The organism is Nocardia neocaledoniensis (genome assembly GCF_029868625.1).
In the GTDB taxonomy this organism is placed as follows: domain Bacteria; phylum Actinomycetota; class Actinomycetes; order Mycobacteriales; family Mycobacteriaceae; genus Nocardia; species Nocardia neocaledoniensis_A.
This window is the reverse complement of record NZ_JARWOJ010000330.1, coordinates 1-12855: the sequence shown is the minus strand read 5'-3', so window position 1 is coordinate 12855 and position 12855 is coordinate 1. Positions and strand designations below refer to the sequence as shown.

16 protein-coding genes are annotated in these 12855 nt (G+C 70.4%); 9 read left to right on the top strand and 7 right to left on the bottom strand.

From position 1 onward, the window contains the following. Positions 1-55 precede the first annotated feature (55 nt). Together QH270_RS24865 and QH270_RS24860 are read left to right on the top strand one after the other, a co-directional pair. Positions 56-781 (top strand): hypothetical protein, encoded by a 726-nt coding sequence (locus QH270_RS24865; RefSeq protein ID WP_280346505.1) that lies wholly within the window; start codon positions 56-58, stop codon positions 779-781. A 161-nt stretch (positions 782-942) separates the two neighbouring features. Then, positions 943-1629, top strand: a complete 687-nt coding sequence (locus tag QH270_RS24860; RefSeq protein ID WP_280346504.1) for a cyclase family protein — start codon at positions 943-945, stop codon at positions 1627-1629. A gap of 119 nt (positions 1630-1748) precedes the next feature. Here QH270_RS24860 and QH270_RS24855 read toward each other — a convergent pair whose 3' ends face one another. Beyond that, complete coding sequence (locus QH270_RS24855; RefSeq protein WP_280346503.1) at positions 1749-1937, bottom strand: hypothetical protein; 189 nt, start codon at positions 1935-1937, stop codon at positions 1749-1751. Between QH270_RS24855 and QH270_RS24850 the strand changes: the two genes are divergently transcribed. From QH270_RS24850 to QH270_RS24840, 3 genes are all read left to right on the top strand, one after another. Further along, positions 1936-2400, top strand: coding sequence for a hypothetical protein (locus QH270_RS24850; protein WP_280346502.1), 465 nt, complete (start codon positions 1936-1938; stop codon positions 2398-2400). The genes QH270_RS24855 and QH270_RS24850 overlap by 2 nt on opposite strands. A gap of 294 nt (positions 2401-2694) precedes the next feature. Then, positions 2695-3204 (top strand): MarR family winged helix-turn-helix transcriptional regulator, encoded by a 510-nt coding sequence (locus tag QH270_RS24845; protein ID WP_280346501.1) that lies wholly within the window; start codon positions 2695-2697, stop codon positions 3202-3204. Between the two features lie 490 nt (positions 3205-3694). Beyond that, entirely contained in the window at positions 3695-4054 is a 360-nt protein-coding gene (locus tag QH270_RS24840) for a hypothetical protein (RefSeq protein WP_280346500.1), read from the top strand. Positions 4055-4130: 76 nt separating this feature from the next. Here QH270_RS24840 and QH270_RS24835 read toward each other — a convergent pair whose 3' ends face one another. Both QH270_RS24835 and QH270_RS24830 read right to left on the bottom strand, forming a co-directional pair. Further along, positions 4131-5507, bottom strand: coding sequence for an FAD-binding oxidoreductase (locus tag QH270_RS24835; protein ID WP_280346499.1), 1377 nt, complete (start codon positions 5505-5507; stop codon positions 4131-4133). 38 nt (positions 5508-5545) lie between these two features. Then, positions 5546-5908 (bottom strand): hypothetical protein, encoded by a 363-nt coding sequence (locus QH270_RS24830; RefSeq protein WP_280346498.1) that lies wholly within the window; start codon positions 5906-5908, stop codon positions 5546-5548. A gap of 141 nt (positions 5909-6049) precedes the next feature. Between QH270_RS24830 and QH270_RS24825 the strand changes: the two genes are divergently transcribed. Beyond that, positions 6050-8932 (top strand): ATP-binding protein, encoded by a 2883-nt coding sequence (locus QH270_RS24825; RefSeq protein ID WP_280346497.1) that lies wholly within the window; start codon positions 6050-6052, stop codon positions 8930-8932. On the opposite strand, the gene QH270_RS24820 is transcribed toward QH270_RS24825, so the two are convergent. Further along, entirely contained in the window at positions 8929-9222 is a 294-nt protein-coding gene (locus tag QH270_RS24820) for a DUF4242 domain-containing protein (RefSeq protein WP_280346496.1), read from the bottom strand. The genes QH270_RS24825 and QH270_RS24820 overlap by 4 nt on opposite strands. A 165-nt stretch (positions 9223-9387) precedes the next feature. Here QH270_RS24820 and QH270_RS24815 point away from each other — a divergent pair, with 165 nt between their 5' ends. Then, positions 9388-9927: an OsmC family protein gene (locus QH270_RS24815; protein WP_280346495.1), complete on the top strand. Its 540-nt coding sequence runs from the start codon at positions 9388-9390 to the stop codon at positions 9925-9927. A gap of 59 nt (positions 9928-9986) precedes the next feature. Here the strand turns inward: QH270_RS24815 and QH270_RS24810 are convergent, their stop codons facing one another. Together QH270_RS24810 and QH270_RS24805 are read right to left on the bottom strand one after the other, a co-directional pair. Next, the gene (locus QH270_RS24810; RefSeq protein WP_280346494.1) at positions 9987-10283 is read right to left on the bottom strand and encodes a hypothetical protein; all 297 of its coding nucleotides are present in this window, start codon (positions 10281-10283) and stop codon (positions 9987-9989) included. A gap of 340 nt (positions 10284-10623) precedes the next feature. Next, complete coding sequence (locus tag QH270_RS24805) at positions 10624-10923, bottom strand: hypothetical protein (protein ID WP_280346493.1); 300 nt, start codon at positions 10921-10923, stop codon at positions 10624-10626. Between the two features lie 168 nt (positions 10924-11091). Between QH270_RS24805 and QH270_RS24800 the strand changes: the two genes are divergently transcribed. Both QH270_RS24800 and QH270_RS24795 read left to right on the top strand, forming a co-directional pair. Further along, on the top strand, positions 11092-11532 hold the full coding sequence (locus QH270_RS24800; RefSeq protein ID WP_280346492.1) for a phage holin family protein: 441 nt from the start codon (positions 11092-11094) through the stop codon (positions 11530-11532). After that, a complete protein-coding gene (locus QH270_RS24795) occupies positions 11529-11924 on the top strand; it encodes a DUF3618 domain-containing protein (protein ID WP_280346491.1) in 396 nt (131 codons plus the stop codon). Before QH270_RS24800 ends, QH270_RS24795 begins: the two co-directional genes overlap by 4 nt. Positions 11925-11926: 2 nt before the next feature. Here QH270_RS24795 and QH270_RS24790 read toward each other — a convergent pair. Then, a partial coding sequence (locus QH270_RS24790; protein ID WP_280346490.1) for a xanthine dehydrogenase family protein molybdopterin-binding subunit occupies positions 11927-12855 on the bottom strand: 929 nt, incomplete at its 5' end.

Sequence of the window (12855 nt, the reverse complement as noted above, 5' to 3'; positions counted from 1 at the left end):
ATGGTGTGAGCTGGGCTATCGAGGACGGGACGGAGGGCGCGTGACAGCCGGTCGGATGAGACGAACAGCCGTGGTCGCCGGGGCCGCGGGTGTCTTCGGGCTTCTCGGTTTCGGCGGGCTCGCGGCCGCGGAGCCGAGTGCGGTCACCAGCGAAGAAGCCGCCGTCGCCGGAGCACAGGGCCACACCGAGGTCCCCGGTCGCACGGGTTTCGGCGACCTCAGGTTCGTCGCGGGTCCCGGCGACCATGGCAACGGCGGGAACAACGGCAATTCGGACCCGGGCAGCGGCAACGGGAACCAGGGCAACGGCGGCGGCAACCAAGGCAACAACGGCAACCCGAACCCGGGCAACAATCCGAACCCCGCTCCGCAACCCGCGCCGGATGCACCCGCCGAACCCGAGCCGGAGACTGCCCCGCCGGGCACCGCCGAGCCCGGCGGCGCACCGGGCGGCGCCGCTCCCGGTGGCGACGGCTCCGCCCCACCCGCCGGGTCCGCTCCCGGCGACTCCCCCGGATCACCGGCTCCCGGTGAACCGGCCGCTCCACCGGCTCCACCGGCGACCGCACCCGCAGGCGGACCGACAGCGCCCACCCACGAGGTGGCTCCCACCAGCGACACCGGCATCCTCCCCGAGCCGAAGCTCCTCTCGGTGATCGGCGGTCTCCTCGCCCTCGGCCTGGCCGGTGGCGGATCGGCGGCGGTCAGTTTCCAAGGCGCCGCGCAAGCCCAGGCCCGCATCGATGCCGCCCGCGCCGAGTTCTTCGCCCCGCGTGCGTGATCGTCGCGAGCCCCGCTCGCCGGTTCGACCGAGTGGCCGTTGTCGCGGCGCCGAGGGGACCTCGCCACTGAGCACATCGCGCAGTGCGCGTCGGCACGACCTCGGCGGCGGTGACGCCCGCCTCGAACGACTCCCCTCGGTCGGCCTCGTATTCTGACGGCGTGCGCCTGATCGATCTGACCCGGCCGATCCACACCGGCATGCCCGTGTTCCCGGGTGATCCCGACGTGCTCCTTGAACCGGCGCTGCGGGTCGCGGCGGACGGGGTGAACGTGCTGCGTCTGCATCTCGGCTCACAATCCGGGACCCATGTCGACGCCCCGGCTCACCTCGACGACAGCCTGCCGACCGTGGACGAACTCCCCCTCGAACGTTTCATCGGGCGCGCGCGGATCGTGGACGCCCGATCGGTGCCCGCGCGCGGCGCGATCGGGCCGGCACTGGTCGACATCGACCTGGTGCCCGGCACGATCGTGCTCATCGCCACCGGGTGGGCGTCGCGGTGGAATACCGCGGACTACCCCGCCCACCCCTACCTGCACCCGGATGCGGCACAATTGCTGGTGAACAAAGGAATTCGGACGGTCGGCGTCGACGCTCCGAGCATCGACCCGTCCGAGACCGCCGACCTCACCCTGCCCGCGCACCGGATCCTGTGCGGTGCGCACGCGGTGATCGCCGAGAACCTCACCGCACTCGACGAACTCGTGACCGCCCAGGCGGCGGGTGAACCGATCGAGGTGTCCTTGTTCCCGCTGCCACTGCGCGGTGGAGACGGCGCCCCGGTCCGGGCGGTGGCCCGGATCGGCAATAGCGATATAAATCTTTCCGGAATTAACTATTCGTAGTGAATAACTAATAGTGACTAGTGATATTTTCAACCTGCTTTTATTCACGATTCCGACCACGAAAAGATACAGGCAGGCTATATTTTCTTAACACCCCCATTTTGCGGTTCGACAATCCGTCACACCGCGGCTCGATAATTCCTGGAGATCGCCATGAGATCGACGTCTTCCCTGTTCCGTGCCGGCTTTCTCGCGCCGGTGGCCGTCGCGACCGTCTTTTGTTTGGCGGCACCGGTGAATGCCGCGCCCGTCAGCGTGAACTGGAGCTGCCGGGGCACCGTCCTCGGTATCGGCCAGACCTCGAGCATGAACACGACCGTCACCGGCACCGCGCCGGGCTCGGCGGCCTCGGGTTCCGCGGTGGCCATCACCATCACCCCGGGCGCCTCCTCGGTGCCCAGTTCGGCCTCCGGCTTCACCGTGAACAACATCAGCAACCTGAAGATGACCATTCCGACTCCGGCGAATTCGACGCTGGTCTCGGCGACGGCATCCGGCGGCACCGTCGCGGGCAGCGTCTCCACCTCCGGCGGGAATGTCGTTCTGACCGTGCCGGGTCCGATCGCCGGCGGCACCAGCTTCACCCCGCCCGCGGTGACGATCAATGTCACCGCGGGCGCCGCCGGAACGCCGATCACGAGCAAGTACGCGGGCACGAGTTACACCAGTCCCGGCATGACGATGACCACCAACGTGTCCTTCGTCGGCAATGTCGCGACCGCGTGCTACCCGAACCCGTCCCCGACCCTGACCACGACGACCGTCACCTAGGACCGCCGTGGGGCGGCACGGCGATCGTCGGCCGTCCGCGGTGAATCCGGGCGGGGGGGGGGGGGTGGGGGGGCCCGGCGGGCGCCGCCCCCGCCGGGCGCCGGCGGCCGGGCCGCCCCCCCCCCCCCCCCCCCCCCCTCGTCACCCATCCCGTCGGTACCACCATTGCCTCGACAATGGTTGCCCTGCTTGAGGTTTGGGCTACCACAGCTGGTTCGCCCTAATATTCCGATGCGCGGCAGCGCGCCGACCCCGTGTCGTACAGTGCATGTCCTTCAGGTTTCAAAGTGATCGATGGGAAAGCCTGTGTGCCCGACGACAAGCGAACCCGCCCGGATCTCGGTGCAGCTCAAGCGAGCGCTGGAGTTCTATCACGGAACCGTCGAAGATCTGTCCCGCGAACTGATCAGGGTGCTGGGCGTGAACGAGACCGATCGACGCGCACTGGAGATCGTGCTGCTCGAGAACGAGCAGGCCACGACGCCCGGCACGCTGGCCGAACGGCTCGGCCTCACCGCGGCGGGCGTCACGGTCATGCTCAACCGGCTGGAGCGGCAGGGCTACATCACCCGCACGCTGCACCCGACCGATCGACGTCGGGTGCTCGTGATGGCGACCGAACTCGCGGCCCACCGTATTCAGGAACTCGTCGTACCGATGATCGTCGAGAGCTACAAAATGCTGCTCACCTATTACGACTCCGCCGAACTCGAAATAATCGCGGACTTTCTCACCCGCGCGGGCGAACTGCAACGAATCCATCAGCAACGACTGCGCGACGTGGATCCCTATCCGAGACCCTGAGAACAGGCCGGCCGACGGCCGCCATATTCCGGGGAGAAAGCAGGAATTGGATGCCCACCGTCGACTACCGCGAAGAATCAGCGTCCTCGCGTCGCCGGCGACAGCTGTCGCGCGCGGGGGTCGCGTCCGCCCTGGCGATCACGGCGATCGGGGTGGCGGTCGTGGTCGGTGCGGATACGAGCACACCGTCGCGGATCGAGGACGCGGAGTTGTCCGTCGGGATCCCGCCGCGGGCAACCGAATTCTGCACTGCCCCGAGCGATCCCGGCGTGGCCGGCCCGACCACACCGGCTGAGGCACCCGGCGAGGACCCAGCCGTGGGCGAAGCACTTACGCCGGCAGAGCAACCCGTCGCCCCCGATGATGTCCCCGGTACCGACAAGACTCCCGATCCCGACGTACCCCCACCGGCCGACGAGCCCTCGAGCACACCTGCCGCGACGGAGACGACGCCGACCACGCCGCCTGCCCCTGCGTCGAATTCGCCGGGATGGTCTGCGAGCGTGAGTTTCTCGGTCACGGTCGGCGTGTCGGTACCGGCCCCGCCGACGAGCACCGTCACCTCCACCACCACTCCGGCACCGATCCCGACGACCACACCGCGGCCCACCACCACGGCGACCATGATGCCGCCGAGCTCGGCCACGACATCGCGGCCACCGAAGGTCTCCACCTCCCCCGCGGCCCCGTCGACCACATCGACACGCTCCACGACCACGGCGGCGCCGACGTCAGCTCCGCCGACCCCGACCAGGTCCGTGCGGCCGACTCCGTCGATCCCGCACTCGCCGACGACCTCACCACGGGTGACGACGGTCCGCTGAGCCGAGCCACGCCTGCCGACCGGTAGCGAACGGTCCGCGGGTGAAGCAGCGCCACGTCGGCACGGGCCGATGCGGTCGCCCGTGCCGGCCTTCGCGACGGCCCTACCCGGCCGGGGCGATGTTCTGGTTGAGATGGAAGAAATTGGCCGGGTCGTAGGTCTTCTTGATCGCGGCCAGGCGGTCGTAGTTCGGGCCGTAGTTGGCGCGGATGCGACTCTGGTCGTCGGCGGCCATGAAATTGATGTAGCCGCCGTCGGCGGTGTGCGGTTCGAGGGCCGCGTAGTAGTCGCGCACCCACGCGATATTGGCTTCGTTGTCGGCCGGATCCGGCCACATGCCGGCGATGACCGGCGCGAAGTTCGCGGTGCGGTAGGCGAACGCGGTGGCGTCGACCGCGACGTCGTGCACGGCGCCGTCGATCGGGTAGAGGTGCATGGTGGACTCCACGGCGGGGACCCGGGGACCGAACGCGAGATGGGCGGCGAGGGCGCCGTCGGTGAGCTCGGGCTGGAACGCCGCCTTCCAGTAGTGCTGCAGTCCGGCGGGAAGCAGCCCGTCGAACGCGCTGTTCAGGGCCGGGTAGGGCATCCGGCCGACGTGCTCGGCGACCGGCGCCGCGACCGCGCGCAGGTCCGCGAGCAGCGCTTCGCCCTCCTCATCGCTGCCGTCGAAGCACGAGACGATGAGCAGGAAGGGCCGGCCGACCCGGTCCTCGGGGATGAACGGCAGCGGTGGGGCGATCTGGAAGCCCGGGAAGGAGCCCATGGCGCGGGGCGCCGCGGCGATCCAGTCGCGGTAGGTCCGCAGCAGCTCTTCGGCGGCGTCGAGTTCGAAGAACATCGGTCCGCCGTAGACGGTGTCCACCGGGTGCAGGTCGAACTCCATCTCGGTCACCACCCCGAAATTGCCGCCGCCACCGCGCAGTGCCCAGAACAGGTCGGGGTGCTCGGTCGCGTTCGCGGTCACGAAGGTGCCGTCGGCCAGGACGACGTCCGCGGAACGGAGATTGTCGATGGAGAGCCCGTAGGCGCGGGCGAGGTAGCCGATACCACCGCCGAGGGTCAGTCCGGTCACGCCGGTGGTCGAGATGATGCCGCCGGTGGTGGCGAGGCCGAAGGTGTGCGCTGCGTGGTCGAAGTCGCCCCAGTTGCAGCCGCCCTGGACGCGGGCGATTCGCCGCTCGGGATCGATGCGGAGGCCTTTCATCGCGCCGAGGTCGAGGACGATGCCGTCGTCGACGGTGCCGAACCCCGGCACACTGTGCGCGCCGGCGCGGACGGCGAGGTCGAGGCCGCTCTCGCGGGCGGCGCCGACGGTGGTGCGCACATCGGCGACATCGACGGCGCCGACGATCGCGAGGGGTTTGCGGTCGATCATCCCGTTGTAGACCGAACGGGCCTGGTCGTAGCCGGGCGACTGCGCGGTGCGCACCTCGCCGCGGACTGCTTCGAGCATGGTCAGTGCAGGCGTGCCGTTCATTTCCGCTCCTCCGGGATGGGGTCGAGCCGCTGCGGCGATCAGCCGAAGAGGCGCAGGACGTGGTCGTGGAACTGCCGCATCTGCGCCACCGGGCCGACCTCGAGGAAGACGGCTCCCCCGGCGGAGGTGGCGGTGTGCCCGGGGGGCCAGTGGTAGACCTCGCCTGCGGCGGCGGTCTCCACCGAGCCGTCGGCGTGTTCGAGCCGCAACGACCCGTCCAGCACGATTCCCCAGTGCGGGCTGGGGCAGCGGTCGTCGGGGAGCCCGCGCAGGACCGGGCCGAAGTCGGTCTCGGCGGGCACGCTGGCGTAGCGCAGCGCCATGTCGCCCCACTCGATGTAGCGGGTCACCAGCTCGCCCTGGGCGACCTCGATGGGTAGGTCTTCGATCCTGGTCGCCATGGTGTGCTCCTCGGTCGGCGATACCGGTGACGCTACGGCGGGCCGGTGCCGCGCGCCTGACCTGATCTGATCGAATCGGCGCAGGACAGGGGGGCAGATCGGACTATCCCGGTGGTCGCCGGATGCCGCTATGGTCGAGAAGTGACGGAATCGGCTCCGCCGAGAAGTGGCACGACCTTCGTCGGCCGCCGCGCGGAAGTCGCGCGGCTCGAGACCGTCTGGGCCGCGGTCGAGGACGATCGGCGGCAGGTCGTGTTCGTGGGCGGCGAGCCCGGCGTCGGCAAGACCCGGCTGGTGAGCGAGGCGGCCGCCGCACTGCGCGCGCACCGCGCCACGGTCCTCGGCGGCGCGTGCCGCCAGGATCTCGACATCCCCTACCGGCCGTTCGTCGCGATACTCGAGCAGGCGATCGAGCAGACCCCGCCGGACGTCCTGCGTGTGATCACGCCCGCCGCGGCCGCGCCGCTGCTGCGGCTGACCCCGAACGTGTCGCGGTATTGGCCGTCGGCACAACCGGTTCCGGACGACCGGGACTCCCGGCCCGCCCTCTTCGACGCCCTCCTGCGGGTCTTGCTGGCGATCGCCGAGCGTTCCGCGCTGGTGCTCGTCGTCGAGGATCTGCACTGGGCCTCGGAGCCGACGCTGGCGATGCTGACCCATCTGGTCGAGTCCACGGCCGGTGAACGACTGCTCGTGCTGGCGACCCTGCGGACCACCGCACCGGACCGCACGGACGCGGTGAGCTTCGCTCTCGCCGACCTGCACCGCCTCGACGGTGTCTCCCGGATCGATCTCGTCGGGCTCAGCACCGAGGAGGTGGCCGAGTACCTGGTCCGGGCGGCCGGGGTCCCGCCCGGTGCGGCGCGGTCGGCCGCTCCGGTACTGCGTGATCACACTGGCGGCAATCCCTTCTTCCTCCGGGAGTACTGGCACGACCTGGCGACCCGCGGCGGCCTGCGCGCGATGCGATCCGGTGGTGCCGCGCCGCGATCGGTGCAGGACGCGCTGGCCCGGCGGCTGGCGGCGTTCGAGGTCGAGCACGCGCGGGTGATCGAGTTGGCCGCGGTCGCCGGTGACGTCGTCGACCCCGAGTTCTTCGCCGACGGACTCGGCTCGGACACGGTGCTGGCGGGGATCGACTTCGGCGTCCGCGCCGGACTGCTCGTCACCGGCGCCGCGGACGGCGAGTATCGATTCGCGCACGCGCTGGCTCGGCAGGCCGTGCTCGACCGGATGTCGGCGGGCGACCTCGCGGCCGCGCACGCGCGGGTCGCGCTGGCGGTCGAGCGAGCCGACCCTACGCGGGTGGCCACGCTGGCTCATCACTTCTTCCGGGCCCGCGCCCTCGGGTACGCGGACAAGGCGGTGCACTATCTCGTGCTCGCCGCCCGTCAGGCCGAGCGCGGCATCGCCCATCGTGAGGCGGCGGTGCTCTACGAACGCGCCGCGCAGGCGCACGCCGGACACGGACCGACCCGGGTCGAACTCCTCTCGGCGGCCGCGCGCTGTCACCTGCACAGCGGCGACTTCCCGACCGCCCGCCGGATCTATGAAGACCTCGCCGCGGACAGCGACCCGCGTGTCCGGCTGGCCGCCGCGATCGGGCACGAGAACGCGTCGTGGCGGCCGTCCGCGAATGGCCGACGCTCGCTGGCTCTCCTGAGCGAAGCGTCGCGCGCCGCGGCCCTGGACCCCGACGATCCCCTGTCGATCCGCGCGCACGCGAGCATGGGCCGAGCCGCGTCGTTCACCGGGGACTTCCGGCGGGCTCGCCGCATCGGGGACGACGCACTGACACGAGCCAGGGCGATCGGCGATCCCGAGCTTCTCGCGCATGCCCTGTGCACGACGCTGTGGCAGGGCCTGCGCCCCGACCTCGCCCCCGAGCTGCTGGCCAGGGCGATCGAGCTCAACGAACTCGGCGCGCGCCTCGGCGACGACGACTACCGGGGCCCGTCCGCCTTCCACCGTGGGGTGTTCGCCTACCTGGTCGGCGACGAGCCGACCTGGACCAGCGCCCAGCGGGATCTGACGGAATTGGCGCTGGCGCGAGGGCAGCCGTTCTTCCGCTATGTCGCCGGCTGCTCGCGTTGCGCGCATCGGTTCGCGGTCGGTGACTTCGCGGGCGCCGAGCGGATCAGCGACTGGCTCGACGACCAGTTCACCCACGAGTTCGGCGGCGCCACCGAGGGTTCCTGGGGTGTGCAGCAGTTCATGCTCCGGCGGGTCACCGGCGGCCTGGAGCAGGTTCGTTCGCTCGTCACCGGGCAGGAGAGCTTCGACGAGCACTGGCTGCCCGGCCTGCTCGCCCTGTACACGGAGTTGGCGATGTGGCAGCCGGCCGGGCGCCTGCTGACCCACCTGTGCGACCGGCTCGGCGATCACCGGTTCGGCGCGCAATGGGCGGGTGTGCTGGCGTTCGCCACCGAGGCGGCGGTCCGGCTCGACGACACGGCGGTGGCGGCGACCCTGCGCCCGCTGGTGGCCGGGTACGCCGGGGCCAATCTGATGGCGGGCGCGAGCGTCGCGGTGTTCGGCAGTGCGGATCGCTACCTCGCCGAGCTCGACTCCGTACTCGGTGTGCCGAGCGCGGACACGCACTTCGGGCGCGCGCTCGCGATGGACCGGCGGATGGGCGCGGTGACCCACCAGGCCGAGACCTTGGCGGCGTGGTATCGGCACCGAGTCCGCCACCCCGACGCCCTGCCCGGGCCCACCGCCGCCGATCTGGCCGGCGAGGCACGGGCACTGGCGCGGCGGATCGGCCACCGCCGCATCCTGCGGGAGCTGGACGCCGAGCCGGCGCCCCGCGTCGAGCACGCCTGCCTACCGAACGGGCTGACCGAGCGTGAGGTGGAGGTACTCCGGTTGGTCGCCGACGGTCTGTCGAATCGCGAGATCGGCGAGCGCCTGTTCATCAGCGCCAACACCGCCGCCAATCATGTGCGCAGCATCCTGATCAAGACCGCGGCACCCAATCGGACGAGGGCCGCGATCTTCGCCACCGAGCACGGACTGCTCTAGCCGACCGGTCCGTCCGCTGTCGACACGGGCGCGAAGGCGCCGTCCGGCGAGAGCGTGCCGGACAGTTCCATGATGGCGTCGGCCGGGATCCCGGCCCGGACAGCGGCGGCGCGGATCGCCTCGACGTCGTCGGCCTCGTAGAGGCAGAACGTCTTGCGTTTGTCCAGGGACAGAAAGGAACTGAGCCAGCGCACGCCGAACTCGTCATTGATCCGATTGATCTCCGCGGCGGTCTCCGGGGCCACCTCGAGCTGTTCGGCGAATTGCCGCTCCACCATGAATACCGGCATCGAAACGCCCCTTGATCGTGCTCGGGCGGCGGCCATGCGGTGCACCGGTCCGAACGGTGGTCCCGACCTCGATCCCAACGTACCAAGGTCGCCTCTCGCTGTTCAATGGTCAGCGCTGTCCACCGGGGGCTGTGCTGGACCGTCGCAGGGGCCTACGCTGCGAAGATGACCACCGCGGCGGAGTTGAAGGCCAAGCAGGCTTCGGTGAAGCAGCGGTACCGGGACGATCCGGCCGCCGCGATCACCGCCCTGCGCGCGGTCGGCTCCTTCGCCGACCCCGGCATCACCTGCACGGTGCGGACGTTCGCGGGGCCGGTGCGCGCGGGTCTGCACCCGGCCACCGGCGGCGACGGTTCCGATGCCTGCTCGGGCGACATGCTGCTGGAGGCACTGGCCGCCTGCGCGGGCGTGACCTGCCGCAGCGTCGCTACCGCCATGGCCCTGCCCATCACCGGCGCCGAGATCGAGACGACCGGCTCCTTCGACGCCACCGGCACCCTCGGCATCAACCGGAACACCGAGATCGGCGTCTCGCCCATCACGGTGACGATCACCGTCACCACCTCGTCCGAGGTGGACCCGGCGGCCTTGACGACACTCGCCGAACTCACCGAGCGGTACTGCGTGGTCGGCCGCAGCCTGCGGCACCCACCGGTGGTCCGGGTTGTGCGTGCCGAACGACTCTCCCCTCGCGAGAGTGAGTAGGCCGGTCCGACACGTCGGTCCTACGCGGCCGGCGATGCACACCTCCGGTGCCACCGGGCTCAGTCGTGGACGTCGATGTCGAGGTATCGGGCGGGCAGCCGGGTCACCGTCCAGGCCGCCAGTGCCATGGTGGACAACACGTGCACCAGGTAGACGGTGCAGACCGGGATGATGCCGTAGTCGGTCATCCACTCGCCGAGGGGGATCAGGGCGACCAGGTCGGCGCCGAGCATCAGGATCGACAGCAAGAGGGCGGGCGCGGCCCAGGGTGGTGGTTCGTCGTGTTCGTCGAGCGGCGTGTCCACACGCGCGTCGGTCGTATCAGTGGCGATGACGGCGTGCGCGTCGCTGACCATGGGTAATCCTCGAGTTCGGTATCGATCCGTCCGGACGGTGACGACCCCGGGCGGGACGCCGCCGGAGCCGAGTCGTTCCGCTCATCTCGTGTTCGGTACCGGCCCGGTGGCCGGATCTGCCCGCACTCCGAAAATCTCGATATCCGCAAACTCTCCGCAATGGTTGCCCGAGACGACCCGGTGTGGCGGCAAACATCCGCCCGGAGCCGTGAATTCGGCTCGATCGGCCGTCCACGGAAGCACCGCGCGCCGCGCTGCCGATGATTTGCTGCCACAGGTGATCCCGTGGCAGCAAACGATTCGCTCGCCGCGTCGGCCAGCGCGGCGGGTTCTTCGGGTGCTATTTCGGCACCAGCACCCCGGTGAGATCCGCTTCCCGGATCGGCGTGTCCGGGTTCGCCTGTGCGCCGCACATGAGGTCGATCGCGGCCACCGCGAGGTCGATCTGGTTCTGATCCAGTGAGACATTGTCGCGCCGCTCCTCCTCGAGGAACTTCGTGACCGTGGTGCGGCGCTCGCCCGCGTCCTGCGCGGTGTACTCGCTACAGCTGGTGTCGCCGCCCTTGTTGACCGCCTCCTCCACCTCGTCGCACCCCGCCGACACCGCGAGGGCCACCACTATCGCCCCTGTCACGGCCATCGTCCTCCGCATGTTCATCGCCGGTTCCGCCTCTCGTCCACCGTGCGCCCGCGCGGGCCTGTCGTCACGGATGTAGCCGTTGTGGACGAAAGCAATCAGCGGTGAATACCGCGCCGCCCTTGTTTGGACCGTCGTCGAGGTGGCATCGCTGTCGGAGAGGACGCCGAGATGACGCAAGGAGATGACGACATGGCGGAGACCCGGACCGGACCGCCCACCACCGAGCACACCCGATCGGTGGCCGAACTGGTCGACGACGCGTCGCAGCAGGTCAGCAGGCTGGTGCGCGACGAGATCCAGCTGGCTCGCATCGAGATGCGCGAACGCACCCAGGGACTGGCCTTCGGCGCCGGCCTCGCGAGCGCCGGTGGGCTGCTCGCGCTCTACGGCGGCATCGCCCTCACCGCCGCCGCCGTGTTCGCGTTGGCGATCTTGCTGCCGGAGTGGGCGGCCGCGCTCATCGTCGGCGCGGTGCTGATCCTGCTGGGCGGAGGGCTCGGGCTGCTCGGTAAACGCAAGGCCACCGATGCGGCACCACCGATCCCCCGCGACACCGCACAGAGCGTGAAGGACGATTTCGCGACGATCAAGGGAAGGAGCACGCGATGAGCGAGCCCCAGGACCCGGACATCCTGCGCCTCGACCGTGAGCAGGCGCGCCGTGAACTCGGTGAGACCCTCGCCGAACTGACCGGCAAACTCGACGTTCCCGGCCGTGCGCGCACCAGCGTGCACGAGCGGACGCAGGCGGCCAGGGACAAGGTCACCGACGCGAAATTCCAGGCCCTGCACACCGCGGACCAGGCACGGGACAAGGCCGACCACGCGCTCGACAAGACCAGGCAGGCCGCCGCGAACCTGGAGTCCGCGATCCCGGCTCCGGTGGCAGCGCGGGGCAGGCAAGCCGCCGAGGTCGCCAGGAAACCCGCGGTACCGGTGACCGCGCTCGCGGTGCTGACCGGTGTCGTGGTGTGGCTGGCCATCCGGCGACGCAGGCCGTGACCTCACAGCGCGTCGAGCAGGTCTTCGACCTGGATCGGTAGGTCGCGCACGCGCACACCGGTGGCGTGATAGACCGCGTTGCCGACCGCCGCGGCCGAGCCGACGATGCCGATCTCGCCGATTCCCTTGCTGCCCATGGGATTCACGTGCGGATCGTGTTCGTCCACCCAGCTCACGTCGATGTCGCCGATGTCGGCGTGCACAGGAAGGTGATAGCCGGCCAGGTCGTGATTGACGACCTGGCCATACCGCGTGTCGAACCGGCTCTCCTCCCACAACGCCATCGAGATGCCCATCGTGATGCCGCCGATGAACTGCGAACGGGCCGTACGCGGATTGATGATGCGGCCCGCGGCGAAGACCGCGACCACGCGCGGAACCCGGATCTCGCCGGTGTCGGTGTCGACCTCGACCTCGGCGAAGTGCGCGCCGAAGGCGTGGGTCGAGAAGTCTTCCCGCCGAGGGTCTTTCGGCGCTTCGACGGTGATCTCGGCGCCGTCGGCGGGATCGGGACCGTAGCGATCCCGCAGTGCTCGCGCGGCGGCGACCACGGCCGATCCCCACGACGCCATGCCGCTGGAGCCGCCCGCGACCGACCCTTCGGGGAGGCGCGAATCACCGATGCGCAGCTCGATCCGGTCGAAGTCGGCCTCGAGCGCGTCGGCGGCGATCTGGCGCAACGTGGTCCAGGTGCCGGTGCCGATGTCCATGGCATCGATGTCCACCTCGTAGCGGTCGCCGCTGCGGCGCACGCGCGCGCTGTTGCCCGCCGACACCTGGGCGGGATAGGTCGCCGCGGCGACACCCGAGCCGACCAGTCGTCGACCCCGGCGCCGGCCCCCCGCCCGCCGGGAAACGGCAGGCCACCCCCCCCCCGCAGGGCCCCCGCGGAAAAACCCGGCCACGCCGCCCGGGGAGCCCCCCCCCCCCC